Source organism: Ruegeria sp. K11 (assembly GCF_056531905.1).
On record NZ_JBQFMP010000003.1, the window covers coordinates 316,762 to 341,613 of the forward strand.

The 24,852-nt window shown below is 57.8% G+C and carries 28 protein-coding genes; 15 read left to right on the forward strand and 13 right to left on the reverse strand.

Going from position 1 to position 24,852, the window contains the following annotated elements:
* Window positions 1–184 precede the first annotated feature (184 nt).
* From thrS to ACR0K4_RS06635, 5 genes are all read left to right on the forward strand, one after another.
* The gene (gene thrS, locus ACR0K4_RS06615) at window positions 185–2,176 is read left to right on the forward strand and encodes a threonine--tRNA ligase (RefSeq protein WP_480853320.1); all 1,992 of its coding nucleotides are present in this window, start codon (window positions 185–187) and stop codon (window positions 2,174–2,176) included.
* A gap of 222 nt (window positions 2,177–2,398) precedes the next feature.
* Window positions 2,399–2,701, forward strand: a complete 303-nt coding sequence (locus ACR0K4_RS06620) for a BufA1 family periplasmic bufferin-type metallophore (protein WP_480516041.1) — start codon at window positions 2,399–2,401, stop codon at window positions 2,699–2,701.
* A gap of 70 nt (window positions 2,702–2,771) precedes the next feature.
* Complete coding sequence (bufB, locus tag ACR0K4_RS06625; RefSeq protein WP_480516040.1) at window positions 2,772–3,629, forward strand: MNIO family bufferin maturase; 858 nt, start codon at window positions 2,772–2,774, stop codon at window positions 3,627–3,629.
* Window positions 3,626–4,387 (forward strand): HvfC/BufC family peptide modification chaperone, encoded by a 762-nt coding sequence (locus tag ACR0K4_RS06630; protein ID WP_480853321.1) that lies wholly within the window; start codon window positions 3,626–3,628, stop codon window positions 4,385–4,387. Before bufB ends, ACR0K4_RS06630 begins: the two co-directional genes overlap by 4 nt.
* Window positions 4,384–4,902 (forward strand): hypothetical protein, encoded by a 519-nt coding sequence (locus ACR0K4_RS06635; RefSeq protein ID WP_480516038.1) that lies wholly within the window; start codon window positions 4,384–4,386, stop codon window positions 4,900–4,902. The genes ACR0K4_RS06630 and ACR0K4_RS06635 overlap by 4 nt, the downstream gene beginning before the upstream one ends.
* Window position 4,903: 1 nt before the next feature.
* On the opposite strand, the gene ACR0K4_RS06640 is transcribed toward ACR0K4_RS06635, so the two are convergent.
* Together ACR0K4_RS06640 and ACR0K4_RS06645 are read right to left on the reverse strand one after the other, a co-directional pair.
* Window positions 4,904–5,272, reverse strand: a complete 369-nt coding sequence (locus ACR0K4_RS06640; RefSeq protein ID WP_480853322.1) for a hypothetical protein — start codon at window positions 5,270–5,272, stop codon at window positions 4,904–4,906.
* A 42-nt stretch (window positions 5,273–5,314) separates the two neighbouring features.
* Window positions 5,315–5,632 carry an ArsC/Spx/MgsR family protein gene (locus tag ACR0K4_RS06645; RefSeq protein ID WP_480853323.1) on the reverse strand — a complete coding sequence of 106 codons (318 nt, stop codon included), beginning with the start codon at window positions 5,630–5,632 and terminating at the stop codon, window positions 5,315–5,317.
* A 214-nt stretch (window positions 5,633–5,846) separates the two neighbouring features.
* Between ACR0K4_RS06645 and ACR0K4_RS06650 the strand changes: the two genes are divergently transcribed.
* On the forward strand, window positions 5,847–6,053 hold the full coding sequence (locus tag ACR0K4_RS06650; RefSeq protein WP_170652516.1) for a cold-shock protein: 207 nt from the start codon (window positions 5,847–5,849) through the stop codon (window positions 6,051–6,053).
* A 417-nt stretch (window positions 6,054–6,470) separates the two neighbouring features.
* On the opposite strand, the gene thyX is transcribed toward ACR0K4_RS06650, so the two are convergent.
* Window positions 6,471–7,382: an FAD-dependent thymidylate synthase gene (thyX, locus tag ACR0K4_RS06655; RefSeq protein ID WP_480516035.1), complete on the reverse strand. Its 912-nt coding sequence runs from the start codon at window positions 7,380–7,382 to the stop codon at window positions 6,471–6,473.
* 191 nt (window positions 7,383–7,573) lie between these two features.
* On the opposite strand from thyX, the gene ACR0K4_RS06660 reads away from it, so the two are divergent.
* From ACR0K4_RS06660 to ACR0K4_RS06670, 3 genes are read left to right on the forward strand one after another with little or no spacing between them, the layout of a single operon-like run.
* Entirely contained in the window at window positions 7,574–8,002 is a 429-nt protein-coding gene (locus tag ACR0K4_RS06660) for a VOC family protein (protein WP_480853324.1), read from the forward strand.
* Window positions 7,999–8,703 carry a DUF1194 domain-containing protein gene (locus ACR0K4_RS06665; protein WP_480853325.1) on the forward strand — a complete coding sequence of 235 codons (705 nt, stop codon included), beginning with the start codon at window positions 7,999–8,001 and terminating at the stop codon, window positions 8,701–8,703. The genes ACR0K4_RS06660 and ACR0K4_RS06665 overlap by 4 nt, the downstream gene beginning before the upstream one ends.
* Window positions 8,700–9,419: a DUF1194 domain-containing protein gene (locus ACR0K4_RS06670; RefSeq protein ID WP_480853326.1), complete on the forward strand. Its 720-nt coding sequence runs from the start codon at window positions 8,700–8,702 to the stop codon at window positions 9,417–9,419. Before ACR0K4_RS06665 ends, ACR0K4_RS06670 begins: the two co-directional genes overlap by 4 nt.
* Here ACR0K4_RS06670 and ACR0K4_RS06675 read toward each other — a convergent pair.
* From ACR0K4_RS06675 to ACR0K4_RS06685, 3 genes are all read right to left on the reverse strand, one after another.
* The gene (locus ACR0K4_RS06675; protein ID WP_480516031.1) at window positions 9,413–9,910 is read right to left on the reverse strand and encodes a MarR family winged helix-turn-helix transcriptional regulator; all 498 of its coding nucleotides are present in this window, start codon (window positions 9,908–9,910) and stop codon (window positions 9,413–9,415) included. The genes ACR0K4_RS06670 and ACR0K4_RS06675 overlap by 7 nt on opposite strands.
* A gap of 78 nt (window positions 9,911–9,988) precedes the next feature.
* A complete protein-coding gene (locus ACR0K4_RS06680) occupies window positions 9,989–10,246 on the reverse strand; it encodes a succinate dehydrogenase assembly factor 2 (protein ID WP_480853327.1) in 258 nt (85 codons plus the stop codon).
* Window positions 10,243–10,635 (reverse strand): helix-turn-helix domain-containing protein, encoded by a 393-nt coding sequence (locus ACR0K4_RS06685; protein WP_480516029.1) that lies wholly within the window; start codon window positions 10,633–10,635, stop codon window positions 10,243–10,245. The genes ACR0K4_RS06680 and ACR0K4_RS06685 overlap by 4 nt, the downstream gene beginning before the upstream one ends.
* 90 nt (window positions 10,636–10,725) lie before the next feature.
* On the opposite strand from ACR0K4_RS06685, the gene ACR0K4_RS06690 reads away from it, so the two are divergent.
* Both ACR0K4_RS06690 and ACR0K4_RS06695 read left to right on the forward strand, forming a co-directional pair.
* Window positions 10,726–11,928, forward strand: a complete 1,203-nt coding sequence (locus tag ACR0K4_RS06690; RefSeq protein WP_480853406.1) for a pyridoxal phosphate-dependent aminotransferase — start codon at window positions 10,726–10,728, stop codon at window positions 11,926–11,928.
* A 13-nt stretch (window positions 11,929–11,941) separates the two neighbouring features.
* Window positions 11,942–12,340 carry a hypothetical protein gene (locus ACR0K4_RS06695; RefSeq protein ID WP_480853328.1) on the forward strand — a complete coding sequence of 133 codons (399 nt, stop codon included), beginning with the start codon at window positions 11,942–11,944 and terminating at the stop codon, window positions 12,338–12,340.
* Between the two features lie 2 nt (window positions 12,341–12,342).
* Here the strand turns inward: ACR0K4_RS06695 and ACR0K4_RS06700 are convergent, their stop codons facing one another.
* Window positions 12,343–13,707 (reverse strand): MATE family efflux transporter, encoded by a 1,365-nt coding sequence (locus tag ACR0K4_RS06700; protein ID WP_480516027.1) that lies wholly within the window; start codon window positions 13,705–13,707, stop codon window positions 12,343–12,345.
* 125 nt (window positions 13,708–13,832) lie between these two features.
* Complete coding sequence (gene ppk2 / locus ACR0K4_RS06705; RefSeq protein WP_480516026.1) at window positions 13,833–14,762, reverse strand: polyphosphate kinase 2; 930 nt, start codon at window positions 14,760–14,762, stop codon at window positions 13,833–13,835.
* Between the two features lie 127 nt (window positions 14,763–14,889).
* On the opposite strand from ppk2, the gene ACR0K4_RS06710 reads away from it, so the two are divergent.
* Window positions 14,890–15,762 carry an alpha/beta fold hydrolase gene (locus ACR0K4_RS06710; RefSeq protein ID WP_480853407.1) on the forward strand — a complete coding sequence of 291 codons (873 nt, stop codon included), beginning with the start codon at window positions 14,890–14,892 and terminating at the stop codon, window positions 15,760–15,762.
* A 65-nt stretch (window positions 15,763–15,827) separates the two neighbouring features.
* Here the strand turns inward: ACR0K4_RS06710 and ACR0K4_RS06715 are convergent, their stop codons facing one another.
* Window positions 15,828–16,436, reverse strand: a complete 609-nt coding sequence (locus ACR0K4_RS06715) for a carboxymuconolactone decarboxylase family protein (protein ID WP_480853330.1) — start codon at window positions 16,434–16,436, stop codon at window positions 15,828–15,830.
* A 154-nt stretch (window positions 16,437–16,590) separates the two neighbouring features.
* Here ACR0K4_RS06715 and parE point away from each other — a divergent pair, with 154 nt between their 5' ends.
* From parE to ACR0K4_RS06730, 3 genes are all read left to right on the forward strand, one after another.
* Complete coding sequence (gene parE / locus ACR0K4_RS06720; RefSeq protein WP_480853331.1) at window positions 16,591–18,549, forward strand: DNA topoisomerase IV subunit B; 1,959 nt, start codon at window positions 16,591–16,593, stop codon at window positions 18,547–18,549.
* 158 nt (window positions 18,550–18,707) lie between these two features.
* Window positions 18,708–19,367 carry a hypothetical protein gene (locus tag ACR0K4_RS06725; RefSeq protein WP_480853332.1) on the forward strand — a complete coding sequence of 220 codons (660 nt, stop codon included), beginning with the start codon at window positions 18,708–18,710 and terminating at the stop codon, window positions 19,365–19,367.
* A 287-nt stretch (window positions 19,368–19,654) separates the two neighbouring features.
* The gene (locus ACR0K4_RS06730; RefSeq protein WP_170652487.1) at window positions 19,655–19,936 is read left to right on the forward strand and encodes a DUF1496 domain-containing protein; all 282 of its coding nucleotides are present in this window, start codon (window positions 19,655–19,657) and stop codon (window positions 19,934–19,936) included.
* A 13-nt stretch (window positions 19,937–19,949) separates the two neighbouring features.
* Here ACR0K4_RS06730 and ACR0K4_RS06735 read toward each other — a convergent pair whose 3' ends face one another.
* The 4 genes from ACR0K4_RS06735 to ACR0K4_RS06750 form a co-directional block, all read right to left on the reverse strand.
* Window positions 19,950–20,720, reverse strand: a complete 771-nt coding sequence (locus ACR0K4_RS06735; RefSeq protein WP_480516023.1) for an alpha/beta hydrolase — start codon at window positions 20,718–20,720, stop codon at window positions 19,950–19,952.
* 58 nt (window positions 20,721–20,778) lie between these two features.
* Window positions 20,779–21,924 carry an iron-containing alcohol dehydrogenase gene (locus tag ACR0K4_RS06740; RefSeq protein WP_480853333.1) on the reverse strand — a complete coding sequence of 382 codons (1,146 nt, stop codon included), beginning with the start codon at window positions 21,922–21,924 and terminating at the stop codon, window positions 20,779–20,781.
* 67 nt (window positions 21,925–21,991) lie between these two features.
* A complete protein-coding gene (locus ACR0K4_RS06745; RefSeq protein ID WP_480853334.1) occupies window positions 21,992–23,374 on the reverse strand; it encodes an aldehyde dehydrogenase family protein in 1,383 nt (460 codons plus the stop codon).
* A gap of 93 nt (window positions 23,375–23,467) precedes the next feature.
* On the reverse strand, window positions 23,468–24,820 hold the full coding sequence (locus ACR0K4_RS06750) for a glutamine synthetase family protein (protein ID WP_480853335.1): 1,353 nt from the start codon (window positions 24,818–24,820) through the stop codon (window positions 23,468–23,470).
* Window positions 24,821–24,852 lie beyond the last annotated feature (32 nt).

Here is a 24,852-nt window from a genome sequence, read left to right on the forward strand (position 1 = left end):
CCGGGCATCGGCTGCAATTCCCGGCGCCCAACCCTTCATCTTTTCGAAAATACTCCGGGGAGCGCGAGGGGCTGGCCCCTCGCTCCCATACTTGACACCCGCGTCACCGCCTGCCAAACGAGCCGAACGCAAATAACCCGCAACCGGGCGTTCAGTGGGCGCCAAACCGACGAGGAGAGCCAATATGGCCCTGGATTCAAAATCCGTCTCACTCACCTTTCCCGATGGCAATGCACGATCCTATGACGCTGGCATCACGCCCGCGCAGGTGGCAGCCGACATCTCGACCTCGCTGGCCAAAAAGGCCATCTCGGCCACGGTCGACGGCAAGCACTGGGACCTGCAATGGCCCATCAACGCCGACGCGCAAATCGCCATCCACACCATGAAGGACGAGGCGCAGGCCAATGAGCTGATCCGCCACGATCTGGCCCATATCATGGCGCGCGCCGTGCAGGAAATCTGGCCCGACACCAAGGTCACCATCGGCCCCGTCATCGAAAACGGCTGGTACTATGACTTCGACCGCGCCGAACCCTTCACCCCCGAAGACCTCGGCCTGATCGAGAAAAAGATGAAGGAAATCATCAACAAGCGCGACGCCGTGACAACGGAAGTCTGGGACCGTCAACGCGCGATCGATTTCTACACCGCCAATGACGAGCCCTATAAGGTCGAACTGATCGAGGCCATCCCCGGGGATGAGCCGCTGCGCATGTATTGGCATGGCGACTGGCAGGACCTCTGCCGCGGCCCGCATCTGCAGCACACCGGTCAGCTGCCGGGTGACGCGTTCAAGCTGATGTCCATCGCCGGGGCCTACTGGCGCGGCGACAGCTCGCGCCAGATGCTGCAACGCATCTATGGCGTGGCCTTCACCGGCAAGGAAAAGCTCAAAGCTCACCTGCACATGCTGGAAGAGGCCGCCAAACGCGACCACCGCAAGCTGGGCCGCGAGATGGACCTGTTCCACATGCAGGAAGAGGCCCCCGGTCAGGTATTCTGGCACCCCAATGGCTGGACCATCTACACGCAGTTGCAGGACTATATGCGGCGCAAGCAACGTGCAGGCGGGTATAACGAGATCAACACCCCCCAGGTCGTGGACCGCAAATTGTGGGAGGCCTCGGGCCACTGGGAAAAATACCAGCACCATATGTTCCTCGTCGAAGTGGACGAAAGCCGCGACGGCGAAAACGACGATGCGAGCTCGAAAAACCGCGATCAGACCCGGATCAACGCGCTGAAGCCGATGAACTGCCCCTGCCATGTGCAGGTGTTCAATCAGGGCCTCAAAAGCTATCGCGATCTGCCGCTGCGGCTGGCGGAATTCGGATCATGCGCGCGGTTTGAACCGTCGGGGGCGCTGCACGGTATCATGCGCGTACGCGGATTCACGCAGGACGACGCCCATATCTTCTGCACCGAGGACCAAATCCAAGAGGAATGCGCCCGCTTCATCGACTTTCTGGCAAATGTCTATGACGAGCTCGGCTTCAAAGAGTTCGAGATCCGCTTTGCCACCCGCCCCGAAAAACGCGTGGGCACCGATGAAAGCTGGGATTATGTCGAAGGCGCGCTGGAAAACGCGATCAAGGCGGTGGGCCGGGATTATACGCTGGAACCCGGCGATGGCGCTTTCTACGGCCCCAAGCTGGATTTCTATCTGACCGACGCCATCGGCCGGGTCTGGCAATGCGGCACGTTCCAGGTTGATCCCAACCTGCCCGAGCGGCTGGACGCGACCTATGTCGGCGCTGATGGCGACCGGCACCGCCCCTATATGCTGCACCGCGCCTGCCTGGGCTCGTTCGAACGGTTCATCGGCATCCTGATCGAGAACTGGGAAGGCAAGCTGCCCTTCTGGCTGGCCCCGCGTCAGGTCGTGGTTGCCTCGATCACCTCTGATGCGGATGCCTACGTCAAAGACGTGGTCGACACGCTCAGGGCGGCGGGTGTGCGGGCCGAGGCCGACATTCGCAACGAAAAGATCAACTACAAGGTCCGCGAACACTCAGTTGGTAAAGTCCCCGTGATTCTCGCGGTCGGGCATCGTGAAGTGGACGACCGTACCGTCAGCGTGCGGCGTCTGGGCGAAAAACAAACGCAGGTTCAATCGCTTGAGACTGTAACAAATGAGCTGTCGCAGGCCGCGACACCGCCCGATCTGCTGTAACATTCGGCGGCAAATCGCTGAAAATCCGGCCCTGAATTCGGGGCCGGATTGAAACAATTAGCAATTTTCATTTCGAAAACAATTTGTTAACCTGCAAGAGGGCATGACAGTCTTTGACGGGGTTGTGAGACACGGGCTCGTGAATTCAACTCTGCGGCCCAAGCCACTACCTTTGTCAGTGTCACAAGCAGACATACGCAGTCAGCAAAAGGATTACTCGAGATGTCGAACACCGCAAAAACACTGGTTATCGCAAGCGCAGTTGCAGCCGCCGTTTCGGGCGTTGCCACCACAGCAAGCGCCCAAGCGAAAGAGAAATGTTATGGCGTGTCTCTGGCCGGTCAGAATGACTGTGCCGCTGGCCCCGGCACCACCTGCGCGGGCACCTCGACCGTCGATTATCAGGGCAACGCATGGACTCTGGTCGATGCCGGCACCTGTGCCGATATCGAACTGCCCAAGACAGCAGACGGCGCAGCCCGCGAAGGTTCGCTGGAGCCGCTGGATCGTGACCTGCCCGCATAAGGCTGAACATTCGAATGTCAGGGGGCGGGCAATCACGCCCGCCCCTTTGTCGTGATCAGGGAATAGGCTCATGTTGGACGATGCACTCAGGTCGAACCGTTTGCCCGCAGCTCCGGGTGTCGGCTATAAGCCTCAGCATTTCTCGCAGATACTTGACCACGCAAAACCAGTGGCCTGGCTGGAAATCCATGCCGAGAATTATATGGGTGATGGCGGACGCCCTTTGGCGCAATTGCGTCATCTGTCCGAACTTTTCCCGATCTCCGTCCACGGTGTCGGTCTGTCAATTGGCGGCGATACTCCGTTGGACGCGGATCACCTTGCGCGATTGAAACACCTTGTCGGATGGCTGAACCCGGCCAGCTTTTCCGAACATCTGGCCTGGTCGACCCATGACAGCCACTTTCTGAACGACCTGCTGCCGCTGCCCTATACCGATGCAACGCTAAGTCGCGTCTGCGATCATATTGATCAGGTACAGGAAATTGTCGGGCGGCAGATGCTTCTGGAAAACCCGTCCAGCTATCTGGCCTTTGAAGAAAGTACATGGTCCGAACCCGATTTCCTGCGCGAAATCGCGCGACGTACCGGATGCGGCCTTTTGCTGGACGTGAACAACGTCTTCGTGTCAGCGACCAATCTGGATTTCTCACCGCAGGGCTATATCGACGCCTATCCGCTGGACAAGGTCGGTGAAATCCATCTTGGCGGCCATGACGAGGATGAGGACGACCACGGCAAACCGCTGTTGATCGACAGCCATGGACGCGAGGTTGTGGACCCGGTCTGGGCGCTTCTGGATTATGTGCTGGACAAATCCGGCCCCAAACCCCTGTTGATCGAATGGGACACGGATGTTCCGGACTGGCCTGTTTTGCGGGCCGAGGCGGAACGCGCGCAAACCGCGCTCGAACGGGTTCCGGCATGAGCGTGTCGCAGACACATTTTCACACGGCCCTGCTTGACGCCAATCAACCCGTCCCTGACGGTCTGCTGGACGCCGAAAACCGACCCGCGGGTCGCAGGTTCAGCGTTTACCGCAACAACGTTGCCGTGTCGCTGACCGAAGCCATGCATCAGGCTTTTCCGGTGATCACCAAACTGCTGGGCGCGCAGAACATGGACGGGTTGTCCGGGATGTTTCTGCGGCAGAATCCACCCTCTTCACCATTGATGATGTTCTATGGTGAAAAATTCCCCGAGTTTCTGGCGGGGATGGAGCAGTTGTCGCATATTGGATATCTGGCGGATGTCGCGCGGTTGGAACTCGCCCTGCGCCGGTCCTATCACGCCGCAGACAGTCAGGGGATCGAAGCCGAAGCGCTGACGCTCTCGCCCGAGGACCTGATGCGGGCGAAACTGACCCTGGCCCCTGCGATGCAGGTCATCCGATCAGAATGGCCGATCCATGCGATCTGGTGCTTCAATTCGCAAACTGACGCTCCCAAACCGGAACCCGGCGCGCAGGATGTATTGATTACCCGCGCCGAATATGATCCCGCGCCCGATCTTCTGCCCGAGGGCGGTGCCGATTGGATCGCTCTTATCGAAGGCGGGCACAGCATCGGCGAAGCCTATGAAACCGTTGTTGCAAACGCCCCCGACTTTGACCTTGGAACCACTCTGGCACTGCTTTTACAGGGCGGTGCAATTACTTCCGTGACTATCGAAAGGCTGGACACATGACTGCCCTGATCTCAACTTACAATGAAAAAATCGAAAAGGTGGACAGCGCGTCCGGCTGGTTGACGCCGACGTTGGCCCGGCTGATTTTTATCGCTGTCTTGTTGGTCTATTACTGGAATTCGGCCACGCTGAAAATCGATGGCTCGATTTTCTCGCCCTCGGCGGGTGCGTTCGGTCAGATATTCCCCAAAGCGGCCGAAGCCGTTCTGTATGACGTCACGCAGATGAGCTTTTTTCAGCGCATCGTGATCTTCTTTGGCACCGTGGCAGAATTTGTCCTGCCTGCGCTTTTGCTGGTTGGTTTGCTGACCCGTCTGGCCGCACTTGGCATGATCGGGTTTGTCTGGGTGCAGACCATTGCTGACGTGACTGGCCACGGCGTTGCATTGGGCGGTTTGTTCAACAACTCGATCACACTGATGGATCAGCGGGTTATGTGGACCTTCCTGCTGCTGGTTATTTTCATCAACGGCGCAGGCCCACTGTCACTGGATCGCATTCTGCGCTTGAAGTAACCTAGAAATGCGCCTTGGGCTGGTCCGGTTTTCCCGCGGCCAGCCCAAGCATCCCCGCAACACCTGCGAAGGCGATTGGGAACATGGTGAAGACACCGAACCCAAACGCATAATACATCCCCGCCGCCGAAATCAGCAGCAAAATGCCCGCGATCAACGCGCGTGAATGCGCCATTGCGCCGCCCGCAATCGCAAGCAAGGGCGCGACGATCGAGGCTGTCTGAACAAGCCCAGGGTTCTCAACCTGCTCGGCGATGCCTTCGATCTCGCCAAATTGGCGGATAGCCTCGACAAACCCATATCCGAAAAAACCGACGATCATTCCGACCAAACCGGCGATGACGCCCAAAACCATGGCTGCGTTGCGCATTCGAACCTACTCCGTACCTGAGCTTGTCACATATGTGATGGATCAGACGACTCCAAGTCCCCGCCGGGTCTCATCTGTCCAGCCCAGGAACATCTGCCCCTCAATTGCAATCAATGGGCGCTTCATCAGAGTTGGGTGGGCGGCCAATAGATCCAACACGGGATGGTTGCGCTCCTCCTCGCTCAACCCACGCCAGGTTGTCGATCGGGTGTTGAGCAAAGCTTTGCCGAAAATTTCGAGGGCCTGTGAAAGCACTTCAGCAGGAACACCCTGCGCCCTGACATCCACAAACTCGGCTTGTGGAAGTGATTTCAGTGCCTTACGGCAGGTATCGCATGTTTTCAGTCCATAAAGGCGCATATTTCGATTGTTCCTGTCTTTGATACAAAATTGTGCAAAACGGTTCGTTAGCCTCGGTTATTCTTGATTTTTTACTTTACCGTGCAATGTTGAAAAAGGCGGAACACGAAACTCGCGCTGTCTTGCGTGGGTCAAATAGTGATGTGTTGCCGTCGCGCCAGCCACAGCCCCACCAATTTGTGGGACAACGTGTAAGTAGAAGGAGACACGGGAAATGCCTACCGGCACCGTGAAATGGTTTAATACCACTAAAGGCTATGGGTTTATCGCCCCCGATGAAGGCGGCAAAGACGTGTTTGTTCATATCTCAGCCGTAGAACGATCCGGTCTGACCGGACTCGCCGACAATCAGAAAGTCCAGTACGAGCTGCAGGACGGCCGTGACGGACGCCAGATGGCGGCTGATTTGAAGCCATTGTAGAAGAACCTTCGTTACATCACGAAGTGTATTAAAACGGTTAGCGGCCCAACAGACGGCCGTTGACCACTCAATTTGACGACGATATTAGCCTCGCGCCGGATCATCTGTGGCATGAGTGTCTACGGCTTTCCCCATCGCAACAGCGCAGGATATCCCGGTTGAATCGGAACAATCGTCCAGTTCCCCGGCTTGCAGATTCAGACCTGTGCCCTTCGTTGCCTTCTTTGCCCCGAATGGCGAGGCAATCGCTCAGTGAATCCGGCGTGCGGGCAAGCAATTCGGGCGGGCGATCGGCTATTTGACTTTACCGGGACAAACGGTGGCGTCGCACAAAAAGCACCCTGAATTGACGTCAAACATGTCTTGCTGTCGGCACAGAAAATCCATAACGAGCGGATGGATAAACGCCAGATGCACTCAGCCCTTCCGGATTACTGCCTCAAACTCGCGCCATTCGCGGGCGGTCATGCCGGAATTCTCCTGCGTGACAGCTTCACCAGACAGCATACGGCGCAGACAGGCCACCATTTGCGCAGACAGATTGACCGCGCCAAGGCGGTAATCCTCGAACGCGCGATAGGCAAAAGGCACCCAGTCCGCCACGATCTTGCACATGGTATCCGCATAGACACGGATTTCGTATTGCGCATGTGGATCGGCCCGCAGCCGCAGGAAATGGAACAGATTGTGCAGGTCCACCTTCCAGTACCACTGCGTATAAATGTTGGCTGGCAAGTTCATTCGCGCCAATTCGCGCGCCAGCCCCTGTTGGCCGTCCTGAGCGATCATCGCCTCGTAATTGTCGTAGCAACGCGCGCTGTCGGCCTTTAGAATCTCCAACACCCGCGCGGCCTCTTCCCCCTGCAACGTGTCGCCGCGCCCCTGATTGTTGACCTCGGACTGCGCGGCGACGTGTTCGGGCGCAGGAATATAGAATTCGCGGTCCAGAATCGAATACCGCGCCGAGTATTCGTTCACATTGGCGGTCCGGTGGCGAATCCACTGGCGCGCCACGAACACCGGCAGTTTGACATGTAACTTAATCTCGCACATCTCGAACGGGGTCGAATGCCAGTGCCGCATCAGGTAACGGATCAGCCCTTCGTCATTCTGAACCGATTTGGTGCCCTTGCCGTAAGATACGCGCGCCGCCTGACAGATCGCCGCATCATCCCCCATATAGTCGATCACGCGAACAAAACCGTGGTCCAAAACCTGATGCGCCGTATAAAGGTGGTCTTCCATACCGTCCGCGACAACACGGCGTGTCGGGCTTGCCTGCGCGCGTTGCGCTTCGATCTCGGCCAGTTGGTCAGAAGACAGCGGCATGAAATTTTCCTTTCCAGCAATGAGTCGCCCACCACTATATCTCGGTCACGCGGAGGTCGAAACTGCTATATGAAGGGTTCGTATCGTTAAATTGCACCCTGCTCGAAACCCACCGTGCCACCGCACCCCTCGACATGCCTTGTTCGCGCGCTAAGCTGCGAACAAGCACACACGAAATAAGGAAAGTCGCGATGGGACTGACATATCTGCACACTATGGTTCGCGTGAAGGATCTTGAAAAATCCATGGCGTTTTATGAGCTGCTGGGCCTGAAAGAAACCCGTCGGCATGAAAGCGAGGCCGGTCGGTTCACGTTGATTTTTCTGGCTCCTCCGGGGCAGGAAGACGCGCCGATCGAGCTGACATACAACTGGGACGGCGATGATGAACTGCCCAGCGACAGCCGCCACTTTGGTCACCTCGCCTATGGCGTCGACAATATCTATGAGACCTGCAAGATGCTGCAGGACAATGGGATTGTGATTAACCGCCCACCGCGTGACGGGCGTATGGCGTTTGTGCGCTCGCCGGACAATATTTCGATCGAGTTGCTCCAGAACGGCGACGCTCTGGAGCCTGCAGAGCCCTGGACCAGCATGGAAAGCACCGGTCACTGGTGATCCGCTGGCTGTTCTCTCTGGGGTTGACGCTTGGCGTCAGCCCCGCTTGGGCCGAACAATGTCGGCTGGCTCTTGCCCTTGCGATGGATATCTCGACCTCGGTTGACGCGACCGAGGACATGCTGCAGCGCCGCGGGTTGGCCGCCGCTCTGATCGCGCCCGAAGTTGAGGCCGCGTTCTTTGCCTCTCCGTATCCGGTTGCATTGGCGGTTTATGAGTGGTCCGGCAGCTTCAACCAGACCCTGATTGTGGATTGGCACCTGGTCGACAGCCCTGAGACTCTGATCACCATCGCGCACCGCGTCGGAACCTCGGTCCGGTCGACGATGGACTCTCCGACAGCAATGGGCCATGCACTGGCATTTGGCGCAAGGTTGATGCAAAGCGCACCTGCATGCCTGTTTCGGACCATCGATATTTCCGGCGACGGTAAGAACAATGACGGGTATGGCCCCCAGATCGCGTATAAGCATTTCCCGTTCGACAACGTCACCGTCAACGGCCTTGTAATCAATGCTGCCGACTTTGAAGGCGAGGTTGACCTGATCCCGTTCTTTAAACAGGAAGTTCTGCACGGGCCCGGAGCGTTTTTGGAGATCGCCGACGGGTTCGAGGATTTTGAACAGGCAATGCGCCGCAAGCTGGAACGCGAACTCAAAGGGCTGGAACTGAGCGAGCTGTCGATAGGCGACCGTGAATGATCCGGCTGGCATGTGTTCTGGTGTGCGTCTGGGCAGGGGCCGCTACCGCCCAATGCCGACAGGCGCTGGCGCTGGGTCTGGATGTGTCCGGATCAGTCGACAGCCGTGAATATCAGTTACAGATCAATGGATTGGCCGCAGCCTTGGGCCACTCCGAAGTGGCGCAGTTGTTGCTGTCCAACTCAGCCGCATTTGTTCGGCTTGCGGTTTTTGAGTGGAGCGAGACCGGCCATCACCGAATGTTATTGGATTGGACCGAAATTCGGTCCGCCCAGACGTTGCAGCGCGTCACACAGAACCTACGTTCGGTCACGCGCTCTGCCGCGCCGCAAGGGACAGCGGTGGGATCGGCGATGACCTTTGGAGCAAGCCTTCTGGATCAACATCCCGACTGCTGGCGGCGCACGCTGGATTTGTCGGGCGACGGCAAACACAACCTTGGCCCGCATCCGCGCGACGTCAAACAAACGCTCAGCAGGTCGGGGATCACCATCAACGGTCTGGTGATCGGTACTGACGATCCCAAACAAGGCGACAGGCGCCACGTCCAGGTCGGGGAATTATCGGCATATTATCGTGCCTGGGTCACCCTTGGGCCGAATGCGTTTGTTGAAGTTGCATTGGGCTTTGAAGCCTATGAAGAGGCCATGACGCGCAAGCTGAAACGCGAACTGGAGGGGCTGATCCTTTCAGACGCATCCCCGCACATTCAGTAGATATAGCGGATTTGGTCCGTCCAATACCGCTCGACCCGTTTCAGTGATCCGGTGATATCCTCGATCCCTTCAGCCCCCAGCACCCCGCGACTTTGGAGGCCGTCTGCATGGCGCGCAAAAAGCTGCGAAACGATGTCCCGGATTTCCCGTCCGCGTGGGGTTAAGCGCACGCGCACCGAACGGCGATCGATCTCGCAGCGCTGGTGGTGCATATACCCCATTTCGACCAGCTTTTTGAGGTTATAACTGACGTTGCTGCCCTGATAATAACCCCGGCTTTTCAATTCGCCCGCAGTCACTTCGTGATCGCCGATGTTGAACAAAAGCAACGCCTGCACAGCATTGATTTCCAGAATCCCGACCCGCTCGAACTCATCTTTGATGACATCCAGAAGCAGGCGGTGCAAACGCTCGACCAATGCCAGTGCTTCAAGATAACTGGTCATGAAGCCCCTGGCCCCCTGCCCGGAAACCTGCATTTCCATACTCATCCGATCCTCCGATTCACTCGCGCTGTTCCCTGCACGATGACGTGAATTTCCGAAAAATCAGTTAAGTCCAATTCTCTTCTATTTTTGAAAGGTTTGTGCGATTTCCGAGATCAGAGCAGCAAACTGTTCAGGCGGCGCGACCTGCTCGGTCACCCACTGGTACAGGTCCTGGTCATTCTCGTGCAAAAGCGCATCATACAAGTCCAGCCCAGAGTCATCCATCTCCGCCAGGTTGCGTTCGGCATAAGCGGACAGAATCAGATCCATCTCTTTGATCCCACGTCGCATCGAGCGCATTTTCATGCGCTTGATGCGTGTGTCACGTGTTTCGCTCACTGCTCTTGTTCCAACATCAGGCGCAGTTTTTTCTCGAGCCGTGCCGCGCGTTCTGCGCTTGCGCGCATCTCGCCCCGGATCGAGCGCAGCTCAGCGACAACGCCCGCCAATTCGACGGTATCGTCATCGGAATCGACCGGCGCATCCATGCCGTCGCCTTCGCCCGTCAACAGCCACATGATCGACACGTTCACCATACCAGCCAGCATCGACAGCCTGTTGGCGCGCGGTTCGGACAGGTCATTCTCCCAAGCTGCAATGGTGGCCTTTTTGACACCCAGACGCCGCGCCATCTGTGCCTGCGTCATCCCTGCAGCGTCCCGCGCTGCCGCCAGCCGGTCCCCGAAGGTTGCAGAATCCGGGCCGTACCAGTCGTTTTCATCTTTCATCAGGGTCTCCAAATCTCTTATTCATATCGCTTGATCGTCATTCGGGCGCACCCTATGACAGACAAGCTAAACATACAAACCGAGGCCGCCATGAGTTTCCTGTCTGCGACACTCTCTCGCGTAAAACCATCACCGACTATTGCAATGACGGCGAAAGCGACCGAGTTGAAGGCCGCCGGACGCAACGTCATCGGCCTGAGCGCAGGCGAACCGGACTTTGACACGCCCCAAAACATCAAGGACGCCGCTGTTGCGGCGATTGCGGCGGGTAAGACAAAATACACCGCGCCGGATGGCATCCCGGAACTCAAGCAAGCCGCCTGCGCCAAGATGAAACGCGATCACGGGTTGGAATACAGCCCGGCACAAATATCTGTGGGCACCGGCGGCAAGCAGACATTGTACAACGCGCTGATGGCCACGATGAACGAAGGTGACGAGGTCATCATCCCCGCGCCCTATTGGGTCAGCTACCCGGACATGGTGTTGCTGGCGGGTGGCACGCCCGTCGTGGTCGAAACCTCGTTGGAAAACAGTTTCAAACTGACCGCGGAACAGCTTGAGGCCGCGATCACGCCCAAGACCAAATGGTTCATTTTCAACTCGCCCTCAAACCCCACCGGCGCGGGTTACAGCCGTGACGAATTGAAGGCCCTGACCGACGTTCTGATGCGTCATCCGCAAGTCTGGGTCATGTCCGACGACATGTATGAGCATCTGGCTTATGACGGTTTTGAATTCTGCACACCCGCCGAAGTTGAACCCGGTCTTTATGAGCGTACGCTGACCTGCAACGGTGTGTCCAAAGCCTATGCGATGACCGGCTGGCGCATCGGTTATGCCGCGGGTCCTGTCGAGATTATTTCGGCGATGCGCAAGATACAGTCGCAATCCACGTCGAACCCCTGCTCGGTCAGTCAATGGGCCGCGGTTGAGGCGCTGAACGGCACACAGGAATTTCTGGCCCCGAACAATGTGACCTTCAAGCGCCGCCGCGATCTTGTCGTCGAGATGTTGAACGCCATCGACGGGATCACCTGTCCGGTGCCGGAAGGGGCATTTTACGTTTATCCTTCGATCGCAGGATTGATCGGCAAAACCACACCCGCAGGTACAGTGATTGACTCGGATGAGGCTTTTGCAACGGCTTTGCTGGAAGAGGCCGACGTGGCGGTTGTCTTTGGCGCGGCCTTTGGCTTATCGCCGAATTTCCGGGTCAGCTATGCGACCTCTGACGAAGCACTGAAAGAAGCCTGTACGCGCATCCAGACCTTCTGTGCCGCACTGACGTGACAGGAGACGTCTGATGTCAGACCTCCTGCCAGATTATTACTTCCGTATCCGTGAAAACGGCGCGGTGGTTTTTCGGATCGACACAGAGAACCGCCATCGCCGGATCGAGATGGAGCAGATCGCTGTCATCAACATCCGAAATGGCGAGGTCAAACCTCAGGGACCGCGTGATCTGACCGACGAAGACCGGGCCGAGATCGCACGCTGGATGCAGGAACGCACTGCCCTGCTGGCGCGCCGCGATATCGACGATATTCATCGCACCATAGACCACCTGAACCTGACTACCCAGTGGGCGCAGTCCAAAGCAACAGAGGCGCAGCTTGAGGATGTCACCGACCGGTTACTGATGGCGATGCATGATCTGCGCTCGGTACTGGTGCGTAAGAAATCGGATCGGTTGGAGAACTAAGGCTACTCGGCCGCGACCCCGACGGTGCGCACGGATTGCATCCAGAATCGCGCCATCAACAGAACCCCGGCACAAGCCAGACCGAGGACGAGACCCAGCCATACGCCGATGCCTTCCATCCCCTGAACAAAGCCAAAGTAATACGATGCGGGAATCCCCACGACCCAATAGCTAAGCGCCGCCATCACCATCGGAATTTTGGCATCCTGCAAGCCACGCAGCAGCCCAAGTGCAATCACCTGCGCCCCATCCACCAGTTGGAACAAGGCCGCCATTGCCAGCAATCCGCTGCCAATCAACAGAATCTGCGGCCGTTGCGGATCGTCGGTTTCCATGAACAAGGAAATCAGCGGCTCGGCGCAGGTCAGGAACAAAACAATCGTCAGCAAGGACATGATCAGCGACATGGCTGTCACCACGATCGCACCCTTTTCAAGATGCGCGCGGTCGCGGCGGCCCAGCGCATTTCCCGCGCGGATCGTGGCCGCGTTCGACAGGCCGAGATGCACCATGAACGTTGCCGAGGCCAGATTCAGCGCGATACCATGCGCCGCCAGGGGCACCTGTCCCAGCCATCCCATCATGACAGCCGAAGTGGCGAACAAGGACACCTCGGCCAAAGTGGTCAGGCCGATGGGAATGCCCAGGCGCAGAACGCTGTTGAACATCTCCCAATCCGGCCGCCAAAACCGCTGGAACAACCCATGTTCGGGCAAGGTGCGAACCGCATAGGCAATCACCGCCGCCAGAGACACGATATGCGTTACCACCGAGGCGATAGCGGCCCCGATCACACCCAGTTCTGGTGCCCCCCAATTGCCGAAGATCAACGCATAGTTGGTAAAAGCATTCACCACAGCCGCGACCACGGTGATCCACAACACGATCTGGGTCCGCTCCAGCGCGGCCAGATAGGATTTCAACACCATGACAAACAGTGCGGGAAACAATCCCCATCCAGCAACACGCAGGTATTGCGACGCAGTTTCAGCCACTTCGGGGTCCTGCTTCAACGCAATCAGGATCGGATAGGACCACCACAAAAGCGGCATCATCAGCGCCGCATAAAGTAGCGACAGCCACAACCCCATACGGGTAGAGCGGCGAATGCTTGTTTCATCACCTTCGGCCGCAGCGGTGGCAACCATCGGCATGACCGCCCAGCCAAAACCCGCCCCGAACAAGAACAACACGAAAAAATAACTGTTGGCCAACGTAACGGCTGCCAACGCCTCAACCCCGTACCATCCCAACATAATGGTATCGGTCAACCCGATGGCAAACTGCGCCAGATGTCCGCCGATCAACGGCAGGCCCAGCACGGCTATGGCCTGCGCATGGCCACGATATGTCATCGGATTGCTCATCCCGACAGCCTTAGGCCCGCGCCGGGACCGAGACAAGTGGGGACGCGTGAAATTTCAGCTTGAGATCAAACGGCAAACCGCCGCCCGGGCGAAAGGGCGGCGGCATCACTATTCAGCGCGGCAGGTCAGGTCGCTTTGCCATCCGGGTGCAGTGACGTGCCCAGAATATGCTCGGACCGATGAATGACATGATGCGCCTGCCCCACGATCAGCGGGTCCGGCTCACCGACCACCGAATGGTCTTTGTCCGGATAATCCACGGTCGACAGGAAATGCCGCATACAGTTCAGACGCGCACGCTTCTTGTCATTCGATTTGACGATGGTCCAGGGCGCATCTGCGGTGTCGGTATAAAAGAACATCGCCTCCTTCGCCTCGGTATAATCATCCCATTTGCTCAGACTGGCTTTGTCGATTGGCGACAGTTTCCACTGCTTCAACGGATCCGTCTCACGGCTCTTGAAGCGCCGTTGTTGTTCGGTCTGCGTGACCGAGAACCAATACTTGTAAAGCTGGATACCCGAACGGACCAGCATCCGCTCTAACTCGGGCGTCTGACGCATGAATTCCAGATACTCGTTGGGCGTACAGAACCCCATGACACGCTCGACGCCCGCGCGGTTGTACCAGGACCGGTCATAGAAAACCATCTCACCAACTGTCGGCAATTGCCGGATATACCGCTGGTAATACCACTGTCCCTTTTCTTCGTCCGTGGGCTTGTTCAGCGCAACAACGCGCGCCTGACGCGGATTCAAATGCTCCATAAACCGTTTGATCGTACCGCCTTTACCGGCGGCGTCCCTGCCCTCGAACAGCAAAACAAACCGCTGGCCGGTTTCTTGCGCCCACAACTGAACCTTCAGCAATTCAGCCTGCAACTGGGCCTTCTGGCGTTCATAGTCCGCCCGTGCCATTTTTCGATCATAAGGATATTTCCCGCTTTCAAAGGCGCGCCGAATCTTTTCCGTGCTGGGCACTGCAGTTTCGGTCCTTGCTTCAGGAACGATATTGATCTTAGGCGACTTTTCTTCCGTTTGGGCGATCGCTGCCATCCAGTTTCTCCGTTGATGTACTGTTTGGCAAACGCCTAGCAAAAACCTCGAATTGCTGCTTTGATCGGCATCAAACTGCGGTGAAATCTCTCAACTCCGCCCAAAAAGCACCCAGAAAAGGCTCATGATGAACAGCCAACGCATCACATTGGGCGGACATCCCTTCTTTATCCGCCATTGGGGTAAATCAGATCGCCCACCCTTGCTCATGCTGCACGGCTTTCCGGAATATGGCGGTGCCTGGCGCGATCTGGCACCGTATTTGGCCGACAGCTATCACTGCATCGCTCCGGATCAGCGCGGCTATGGACAAAGCTGGGCCCCGAAAGGCGTAAAAAACTATATCCTGTCACAGCTGGTCGCCGATATGAGCGCCCTGATCGACCACATCGGCAGACCGGTGACGGTCCTGGGCCAGGATTGGGGCGCATCAGTTGCCTATGGGCTGGCCATGTTTCGCCCCGAACAGGTTGACCGGCTGATCATCGCCAACGGAGTCCATCCGGTGCCATTTCAACGGGAAATGGCCGCAGGCGGCGCGCAATCCGAAGCCTCGCAATACATCAACCAACTGCGCGCACCAAATGCAGCCAAACATTTCTCGGCCAATAACTTTGCGCGACTGGAACGTTTCTTTCGCTTCGGCATGGGCCAGGACTGGCTCACGGCAGCGGAACTGCAGGACTACCGGCGCGAATGGGCGCGCCCTGCCCGGCTCGAGGCAATGTTGAACTGGTATCGCGCCTCCCCGCTCATGGTAGCCGCACCTGGACAGCCAATAACCGATATCCCTGCCCTGCCCCTGGACAGACTCCGCGTGGCCTGTCCACATCTCCTTTTATGGGGACTGCAGGATCGCGCCCTTCTGCCTCAATCCACTAGGGGGCTCGAAGACTTCGCACCGGACCTGACCCGCATCACATTGCCGGATTGCGACCACTGGCTACACCATCAAAACCCGCAAGCCGTCGCAAACGCCATCCTGTCCTGGCAACACTAGCCCCCACCTTCATCTTTTCCCAAATACTCCGGGGAGCGCGAGGGGCTGGCCCCTCGCTCCTGCCCTCACCGATGCCCCCAATCATCCGGGTTATCCGAATTGTTCGGCGACAAGCCCAAAACATCGCCCTCGGTCGAACAGCCCAACCCAAGCACCGTCCGATTGGCGTAGGAAAAATACGAACACACCTGATTGATCTCCAAAATCTCCCCATCGTCCCAACCAACGGCCCGCAACGCCTCGATATCCGCCTCAGTCAAATCCGCCGGAGCCTCGGTCAGCATCCGGGCATAACGCATCGCCGCGATCTGCGCCCTGTCCAACGGGGCGTTCTCCGGCGCCCCCGCCTCAATCGCTGCCCGGATCGCATTGCCGTGCGCCTCGTCCCCCAGCAACCGCTGCAGCCCGGCAAAATGATGCTCGACGCAATAACTGCACCGGTTCAACGCGCTGACCCATACGCCCAGCACCTCAAGAAACCACTTCGGCACCTGATTGGCCGAGTGATGCAGCACGTTCTTATAGACCGCCATATGCGCTTCCATCGTATGAGGCCGCAGCGAATGCGCCATCATGATGTTGTCCACATTGTTATCCGGCCCGGTCACCCGCTCATAGAGCGTCCTCAACCGGCCCGTCGCTTCGTCAAATGGAATTGTCCTGATCCAGCTCATAACCGCCTCCTGTTTCCTCAACCACTTGAGCCGGGTTTGCACCGGATTGCAACGCGGCAGCATCAGCAAACCACCTACAACACCTCGGGCCCCTCTTCCCCCGGACCACATCACCTGCCATAATGGGGGAAACTTGAAAACAAGAGCAGCACCCATGCCCGACGATCTTTTGACGCCCGAAAACACGACCGCCTATGACGCCTCTTCGATCGAGGTGCTCGAAGGTCTGGAACCGGTCCGCAAACGCCCCGGCATGTATATCGGCGGCACGGATGAGCGCGCTTTGCACCACATGGTCGCCGAAATCCTCGACAACTCGATGGACGAGGCGGTCGCCGGCCATGCCAACCGGATCGAGGTCGAGCTGCACGCAGATTACGCCCTGACCGTGCGTGACAACGGGCGCGGCATTCCCATCGACCCGCACCCCAAATTCCCCGACAAATCCGCGCTCGAGGTCATCCTGTGCACCCTGCACGCAGGTGGCAAGTTCTCGGGCAAGGCCTACCAGACCTCGGGCGGTTTGCACGGCGTGGGTGCGTCCGTGGTCAACGCCTTGTCCGACTCGATGGTCGTGCAGGTGGCCCGCGACAAACAATTGTTCGAACAACGCTTCTCACGCGGCATCCCTCTGGGCCCCGTGGAAAAGATCGGTGCGGCCCCCAACCGGCGCGGCACAACGGTCACCTTCCACGCCGATGCCGAGATCTTCGGCCACCACAAATTCAAACCCGCCCGCCTGTTCAAATCCATCCGCTCCAAGGCCTACCTATTCTCGGGTGTTGAGATTCGCTGGAAATCTCATATCGACGACGGCGAAACGCCCACCGAGGCCACGTTCCACTTCCCCGGCGGGCTCTCGGATTACCTCAAAGAAACGATGAACGGCTCGTCCACCTATGCCGAACAACCCTTTGCAGGAACCGTGGATTTCAACGAAAAATTCGGCACCCCCGGCAAGGTCGAATGGGCGATCAACTGGACGCCCTCTCGCGATGGGTTCATCCAATCCTACTGTAACACCGTCCCCACGCCCGAAGGCGGCACCCACGTGGCAGGCTTCTGGGCCGCCGTCCTCAAAGGCATCAAGGTGTACGGAGAGCTGATCAACAACAAGAAAGCCGGTCAGATCACCCGCGATGACCTGATCACCGGCGGCTGCGCGCTGGTGTCGTGCTTCATCTCCGAGCCCGAATTCGTCGGCCAGACCAAAGACCGCCTCGCCACGGTCGAGGCGCAACGGCTGGTCGAAAACTCGGTCCGCGACCATTTCGACAACTGGCTCGCCGCCGACACAAAATCCGCCGGCGCGATACTGGATTTCCTCATCCTAAGGGCCGAGGAACGCCTGCGCCGACGGGCCGAGAAAGAAACACAACGCAAGTCCGCCACTAAAAAACTTCGTCTTCCCGGCAAGCTGGTGGACTGTTCTTCATCAACACGCGACGGAACCGAATTATTCATCGTCGAGGGCGACTCGGCCGGTGGTTCCGCCAAAATGGGCCGTGACCGCAAAACCCAGGCCCTGCTGCCCCTGCGCGGCAAAATCCTGAACGTGCTGGGCGCGGCCAGTTCGAAACTGGGCACCAATGCCGAAATCAACGACCTGACGCAGGCCTTGGGTGTCGGCCTTGGCACCAAGTTCAACGTCGACGACCTGCGCTATGACAAGATCATCATCATGACCGACGCGGATGTCGACGGCGCGCATATCGCATCCTTGCTGATGACGTTCTTCTTCACCCAGATGCGCCCGATGATCGACGCAGGCCACCTTTACCTCGCCTGCCCGCCCCTCTACCGCCTGACCCAAGGCGCCAAACGCGTCTATTGTCTGGACGAGGCCGAGCGCGACGAATGGCTGGAAAAAGGTCTGGGCGGCAAAGGCAAGATCGACGTCTCACGCTTCAAAGGTCTGGGCGAAATGGACGCCAAAGACCTGAAAGAAACCACAATGGACCCCGCCTCGCGCAAACTGATCCGCGTCACGATTGACGAGGACGAACCCGGCGAAACCGGAGACCTCGTCGAGCGCCTGATGGGCAAGAAGCCTGAACTGCGGTTCCAGTATATCCAAGAGAACGCGCGGTTTGTGGAGGAGTTGGATGTTTGAGCCGACGGGTCTGACTCCGAGTTGAATAACAGCTAGTGCTTTGACAACAAAAACGACTCTCCCGAATGGTAGGGTATATCTGACTAGAATCAGCTTCTGGTTGGCAACTAAATTAATGGCTTGATTCCAGCTAAGTTTTGGTCAACGCAGACAAATATATGAAAACGCTACGATTAGAGATTGCAGCAATTGCATCGTCACTCATGTGGTTTAGTAGTGGGTTTGCAGTTGCTGCAGAAGACAGCGCCGTTGATAGCTGGGAGTATTGTCGCACCAACGATAGCTGCTCCATTGGATATGATCACTTAGCTAATCAAGAAACCGATCCATTCCTATTCTTAGGAAAAATCGTAGATAGACAGCATCCCCAATGGAAGAGATATCGGAAAGTCCTGAGACACTATCCAGACGTAAGGAGCTGTTTGGTTGAAAGTGAGCGCGAAAAGAAAGACCCAAACCTACTCGAATTGGATTGGGAAGAAGTCGGCACGGGCTCAGGAGCAGAAGTGTGCGTGTTTCGAATCGCAAGTAGCCTTGGGAGCGCTGATCGCACCTTGAGTTGGCTGCAATATCAAAGGTTTCGCTTTAGCGGATTGAACAGACGTTGGTCCGAGAACTTCCAACCGCATTATGAAACACAATCAATGTACCAGGTTACTGCCCGCTGGTCCGTCGACCAGTATAGAGAAGTTAATCCGTCTTGGCTCTCCGCGTTAACTGGTTATGAATTGATTTATGAGTATCGGTTGATACTGGGGTTTGACCAGCATTTCAGAATTTCTGGAGTGAGTGTCAGCACCCCTACGAAACTAAACTGACAACATTCCGACTCGATGTAGGAAGCGTAGGATGGGTGCTCGCACCCATCAAATTCTCCACATCAAGATGGGTGTAAACACCCATCCTACATCACCACAATCCCCGCGTCCGATCCCTGCCATCTCCCCGTAGGCCGGGCTTCAGCTCGGCACACCGCAAACCCCTTGCCTAACCCGTTGATCCCGTTCACACTTACTCTCAATCCGTTATCAAAGAACGACATTTGAGGTTCCGAGCGTCCAAGACCCAATGTAACTACGAACACATTTCCGAACGGGAGGACGACATGAAAACAGTAACCCTCGGGCTGGCCCTGACCCTGATGGCCTCGGCAGCCTCTGCGCAGCAGATGCTCAGCACCGCATCTCCGATTCCGGACGGGGCTGAGACGCGGTTTTGTTATTACGAAGGTATGGCCTATTCCGAGGACGCCTTTGTGGTGCTGTTCGGCGACAACACCGTGACCTCAACTGTCAACACGCGCGAAGAACACCTGTTGCGTTGTGCACGGGGCGAGGATGGTCAGCTGCGTTGGAAACCGCAAAGCAGCTTTCAGACCAGCCGGTAATGCGGTGGGCGCGCTAGCCCACCTTGTCATCCAGCCAGACGGCAATTTGCCCGGCGGGACCTTCCCAGTCGGGTTCCATGAACAGAAAATGCGCGTGGTTTTCGACGGGCATAAAGGTCGCGCGGTCTCCGTAAAGCTTCGCCAGCGCGCGGCAGGTGTTGGGGTTCACGGCCCGATCCTCGGTGCCCGAGACGATCAGAACCGGGCAGTCGACCTTGTCGATATCGACTTTCATCGCGTGGTGATCGTCGAACATCCAAAAGAACATCTCAAACATCACCCGCCCGCTTTCCGGGCCAAGCTGGTCGAATACCTCATGCTGCTGCGCCTCGGGCATCTTGTTCAGCGCAAAGGGGGCCATCAGGTCGAAATCGACGCGCATGGGCTGTTTCCAGAACGCCCCGCCTTCCATCAAAGCGCGCGGCACGGCGCGTTCGTCGTCGGTTTCGGGCAAGGTCCCCCAAGCCGCATTCGGGTTGATCAGGACAATGGCGCTGGCCAGGCCCCGAGACGCCACCTGCTGCGCCACCACCCCCGCGATGGCGTGGCCGAGCAGCACAGGCTTGCTGTCCAGGCCTTGCAAAAATGCTGCAATATCATCGGCGTAGTCCATGACGCTGGTGTCGGTCAGGCCCGGGTCAGGCTCGGCCTTTGGGTCCCCGCCATGATAGCGCAGCGCGGGGGTATGCACCGTCCAGCCCCGCGCGCGGAAGAATTCCGCGTAATCCTGCATGCACCACGGCCCGGCAAAGGCTCCGTGGATCAGAACAATCTCTTTTGTCATGAAAATCTCCCTCACCTACAGTCAGAATGTATGATGAGGGAGAATGCGCGCAAGAGGCTTAAAGGGCCGCTTTGAACAGCACGGTCAGGTTGTCTTCGGTCAGCTCAATCGGGTTGCCGCCGCAGGACGGGTCTATGATCGCGCCTTTGACCAGTTCAGGGATCGACGCCTCGGTCACGCCCAGATCGGAGAGTTTGCGCGGGATGGCGAAGCTGTCGTTGAACTCCTGCACAAAAGCGCGGAAGCCGTCAAAGCCGCCCTCAATGTCCAGATAGGCCGCGGCCTGTTGGAACCGGTCGGCGATGGCAGGGGCGTTGAAATCCAGCACAGCGGGCATACAGACCGCATTGGTGGTGCCGTGATGGGTGTTGAACACTGCGCCAACCGGGTGGCTCATCGCGTGAATCGCGCCGAGGCCCTTCTGGAACGCCGTCGCGCCCATTGCCGCCGCGCTCATCATCTGGGCGCGCGCTTCGATATCGGTTCCGTCAGCATAGGCGCGCGGCAGGTAGTCCTTGACCAACCGCATCCCTTCCAGCGCGATGCCCTGAGACATGGGATGGTAATGCGGGCTGCTGAACGCTTCGACACAATGGGCAAAGGCGTCCAGACCGGTGCCAGCGGTGATGAACTTAGGCATGCCCACCGTCAGTTCCGGGTCACAGATCACGACCGTAGGCAGAACTTTGGGGTGGAAGATGATCTTCTTGGCGTGGGTTTCCGAATTGGTAATGACACTGGCGCGCCCCACCTCAGACCCGGTCCCGGCAGTGGTCGGCACCGCGATGATGGGCGCGATGGCGTCCGCATCCGCACGGGTCCACCAGTCGCCGATATCTTCGAAGTCCCAAACCGGGCGCGTCTGGCCGCACATAAAGGCGACCATCTTACCCAGATCCAGCCCCGAACCACCGCCAAACGCAATCACCCCGTCATGACCGCCCGCATTATAGGCGGCAACCCCGGCTTCGAGGTTCTTTTCATTGGGGTTCGGATCCACGTCACTGAACAGGCCGCGGCCCAGCCCGACGGCGTCCATAATGTCCAGCGTGGCCGTGGTGATCGGCAGGTCGGCCAAACCCTTGTCCGTGACCAGCAGCGGGCGCTTCATTCCGGCGGCGGCACAGGCCTCGGGCAGTTCCTTGATCCGCCCTGCCCCGAATTTGATCGCGGTCGGATAGGACCAGTTTCCAACAAGTGTCATGTCAGATTTCCTTTTGTTTTGAAGCCTGCCCCAGTGAGGGGGTCACTCCGGGGCAGACAATTCGTCCTTAGGCCGTGACCTTCTTCAGGTGGTAGGATTTTGGACGTGTCAGATTGTGGTAGCCGATGACAGACAACCCGCCTCCGCGCCCGGTATTTTTGCAGCCGGTCCAGCACAGGCCTGGGTCCAGATAGTCTGCCCGGTTCATGAACACGGTGCCGGTTTCGATCTGATCGCCCACCCGTGCCGCACGATCCACATCGCGGGTCCAGAGGCTTGCGGTCAGGCCGAACTCACTGTCATTCATCAGCGCAATGGCTTCCTCGTCCGATGACACTTTCATGATGCCGACGACAGGCCCAAAGCTCTCATCCCGCATCACACGCATGTCATGGGTGACATTTGTCAGGATTTGCGGGGTCAGGTAAGCACCGCCATCATCTTCGGGGAAGGTGTCGATATGAGCCACCGCCCCCGCAGCGACGGCCTCATCAATCTGTGCCCGGACCTCGTCGGCAAACCGCACATTGGCCATCGGACCTATCGTTGTCTCGGCATCCAATGGATTGCCCAGCTTATAGTCCCTCACGATCTCGACCGCTTTGACAACAAACTTATCATAGAGGCTCTCATGCACGTAGATCCGTTCAATCCCGCAACAGCATTGGCCCGAGTTGAACATCGCTCCGTCGATAAGTGTGTCAACAGCGGCATCCAGATCAGCATCCTCCATGACATAGCCGGGGTCCTTGCCACCCAGTTCCGTACCAACGCCGGTAAAGGTGCCCGCCGCTGCCCGCTCCATCGCCTGCCCGCCACCAACCGATCCGGTGAAGTTCACGAAATCGAACGCGTTGCCTGCAATCAAATCACTGGTCACATCGTGGCTGAGGAACACGTTCTGAAATACGTCCTCAGGCACACCAGCCGCACGAAACGCCTGTGCCATACGCTCGCCCACCAGAAGGGTCTGCGTGGCGTGCTTAAGCACCACGCTATTGCCCGCGATCAGCGCAGGCGCTACCGTATTGATCGCCGTCATGTAAGGGTAGTTCCAGGGCGCCACCACAAACACCACCCCATGCGGAATACGTTTGATATAGCGCTGAAAGGTCTCATCCTCACCCACGGCAATATCGGCCAGCGCGTCCTCGGCAATCGCAGCCATATGGCTGGCGCGCTCATTGAAGCCACCAAACTCGCCACCATAACGCACCGGACGCCCCATCATATGCGCCAGCTCGGGCACGATTTCGTCGTTCATCGCACCCACAGCGGCCACGCCTTCCATCACAAGATCAATCCGCTCCTGCAACGGCCGCGCCGTCCACTTCGCCTGCGCCGCACCTGCCCGTGCGACGGCCGCCATTGCCGTATCCGCCGACAGCACCTCACGCTCTGCAAAAACCGATCCATCAACCGGCGAGACACATTTCAACATCTGCCCCATCTTCACTCCATCTCGAATGACAGCAGGATCCCTGCTTCATCTGGCTAAAAATATCCCGGGGAGCGCGAGGGGCTGGCCCCTCGCTCCTGTCCCTCAAGCTCGCTCAAACCCGCGAGCAATCTCCCAATCAGTCACCACCCGCTCGAACTCTTCAATCTCCACCTCAGCCGCGCGGGCATAATGATCCACAACATCATCCCCCATAGCCGTCCGAAGCATGCCCGACCCGTGCAACGCATCCCGCGCCGCACGCAGGTTGCCCGGGATCATCCCCGTCTCGCCCTGATAGACGTCCCCCTTGGTCGGAGGCTGCAACTCCAGCCCCTCCTCAATCCCCGCAATCCCGGCAGCAAGCATACCCGCTATCGCGAGATAGGGATTCATGTCCGAGCCCGGAATCCGGCACTCCACTCGCACAGCTTTGGTGCCATCCCCACACAGGCGGAACCCTGCAGTACGGTTGTCAACCGACCAGATGATCCGCGTGGGCGCAAAGGTGCCCTTCATGAACCGCTTATAACTGTTGATATAAGGGGCCATGAAATAAGTGTAATCCGCCGCGTATTTCAGCAATCCAGCCATATAGTTCTTCATCACCGCCGACATCCCAAGCGGGTCTTTTTCGTCGAAAAAGATTGGCTCCCCACCAGCCCAAAGCGACTGGTGCACATGCGAGGAACTGCCCACTTTCTCATGATGCCATTTCGGCAAAAACGTCGCCGCATGCCCGTGCTGCCACGCAATCTCTTTCACTGCGTTTTTCGCGATCGAATGATACTCGGCGGTCTCCATCGCGGGCGCATATTTGACATTCAACTCTTCCTGTCCGGTCTCGGCCTCACCTTTCGAGTTTTCAACCGGTATCCCCGCATCCCACAAATGATTGCGGATCGGACGCATCACATGCTCTTCCTTGGTGGTCTGAAGGATGTGGTAGTCCTCATTGTAGCCCGAGATCGGTTCCAGATCGCGAAAGCCTTCCTTGCGAATCTGATCAAAACTCTTCTCGAACAGAAAGAACTCCAACTCGGTCGCGCACATTGCGTCATAGCCCAGCTCTTTAAGGCGATCGACCTGACGCTTGAGAACCGAACGCGGAGCGTGTGCGACTTCCTCATGCGTGTGATGATCCAGCACATCGCACATCACCATCGCCGTGCCTTCCAGCCATGGCACCGGGCGCAGCGTCCCGAGGTCCGGTTTCATGACGTAGTCGCCATAACCCCGCTCCCAACTGGTCGAGGCGTACCCGTCCGGGGTGCCCATCTCAAGGTCGGTTGCCAAAAGGTAATTGCAGCAATGAGTCTCTTCCCAGGCTCCGGCAACGAAATGGGCGGCATGAAACCGTTTTCCCATCAGACGGCCCTGCATATCCACCATGCAAACCAACACAGTATCAATTTCTCCGGCCGCAACCTGTGTCTTAAGATGCTCGAATGTCAGCATAGATTACCTCTGAGATGTGCGAGAATTTTCGC

Coding starts and splice junctions, on each gene's coding strand:
- thyX (WP_480516035.1), bottom strand. CDS start 7,382: ATGCCGCTGTCTTCTGACCAACTGGCCGAGATCGAAGCGCAACGCGCG.
- ACR0K4_RS06645 (WP_480853323.1), bottom strand. CDS start 5,632: ATGCGCCTTTATGGACTGAAAACATGCGATACCTGCCGTAAGGCACTG.
- ACR0K4_RS06710 (WP_480853407.1), top strand. CDS start 14,890: ATGAACAGCCAACGCATCACATTGGGCGGACATCCCTTCTTTATCCGC.
- ACR0K4_RS06650 (WP_170652516.1), top strand. CDS start 5,847: ATGCCTACCGGCACCGTGAAATGGTTTAATACCACTAAAGGCTATGGG.
- ACR0K4_RS06730 (WP_170652487.1), top strand. CDS start 19,655: ATGAAAACAGTAACCCTCGGGCTGGCCCTGACCCTGATGGCCTCGGCA.
- ppk2 (WP_480516026.1), bottom strand. CDS start 14,762: ATGGCAGCGATCGCCCAAACGGAAGAAAAGTCGCCTAAGATCAATATC.
- bufB (WP_480516040.1), top strand. CDS start 2,772: ATGTTGGACGATGCACTCAGGTCGAACCGTTTGCCCGCAGCTCCGGGT.
- parE (WP_480853331.1), top strand. CDS start 16,591: ATGCCCGACGATCTTTTGACGCCCGAAAACACGACCGCCTATGACGCC.
- ACR0K4_RS06750 (WP_480853335.1), bottom strand. CDS start 24,820: ATGCTGACATTCGAGCATCTTAAGACACAGGTTGCGGCCGGAGAAATT.
- ACR0K4_RS06695 (WP_480853328.1), top strand. CDS start 11,942: ATGTCAGACCTCCTGCCAGATTATTACTTCCGTATCCGTGAAAACGGC.
- ACR0K4_RS06675 (WP_480516031.1), bottom strand. CDS start 9,910: ATGAGTATGGAAATGCAGGTTTCCGGGCAGGGGGCCAGGGGCTTCATG.
- ACR0K4_RS06745 (WP_480853334.1), bottom strand. CDS start 23,374: ATGGGGCAGATGTTGAAATGTGTCTCGCCGGTTGATGGATCGGTTTTT.
- ACR0K4_RS06700 (WP_480516027.1), bottom strand. CDS start 13,707: ATGAGCAATCCGATGACATATCGTGGCCATGCGCAGGCCATAGCCGTG.
- ACR0K4_RS06715 (WP_480853330.1), bottom strand. CDS start 16,436: ATGAGCTGGATCAGGACAATTCCATTTGACGAAGCGACGGGCCGGTTG.
- ACR0K4_RS06725 (WP_480853332.1), top strand. CDS start 18,708: ATGAAAACGCTACGATTAGAGATTGCAGCAATTGCATCGTCACTCATG.
- ACR0K4_RS06670 (WP_480853326.1), top strand. CDS start 8,700: ATGATCCGGCTGGCATGTGTTCTGGTGTGCGTCTGGGCAGGGGCCGCT.
- ACR0K4_RS06620 (WP_480516041.1), top strand. CDS start 2,399: ATGTCGAACACCGCAAAAACACTGGTTATCGCAAGCGCAGTTGCAGCC.
- ACR0K4_RS06740 (WP_480853333.1), bottom strand. CDS start 21,924: ATGACACTTGTTGGAAACTGGTCCTATCCGACCGCGATCAAATTCGGG.
- ACR0K4_RS06635 (WP_480516038.1), top strand. CDS start 4,384: ATGACTGCCCTGATCTCAACTTACAATGAAAAAATCGAAAAGGTGGAC.
- ACR0K4_RS06685 (WP_480516029.1), bottom strand. CDS start 10,635: ATGAAAGATGAAAACGACTGGTACGGCCCGGATTCTGCAACCTTCGGG.
- ACR0K4_RS06630 (WP_480853321.1), top strand. CDS start 3,626: ATGAGCGTGTCGCAGACACATTTTCACACGGCCCTGCTTGACGCCAAT.
- ACR0K4_RS06690 (WP_480853406.1), top strand. CDS start 10,726: ATGAGTTTCCTGTCTGCGACACTCTCTCGCGTAAAACCATCACCGACT.
- ACR0K4_RS06640 (WP_480853322.1), bottom strand. CDS start 5,272: ATGCGCAACGCAGCCATGGTTTTGGGCGTCATCGCCGGTTTGGTCGGA.
- ACR0K4_RS06735 (WP_480516023.1), bottom strand. CDS start 20,720: ATGACAAAAGAGATTGTTCTGATCCACGGAGCCTTTGCCGGGCCGTGG.
- ACR0K4_RS06660 (WP_480853324.1), top strand. CDS start 7,574: ATGGGACTGACATATCTGCACACTATGGTTCGCGTGAAGGATCTTGAA.
- thrS (WP_480853320.1), top strand. CDS start 185: ATGGCCCTGGATTCAAAATCCGTCTCACTCACCTTTCCCGATGGCAAT.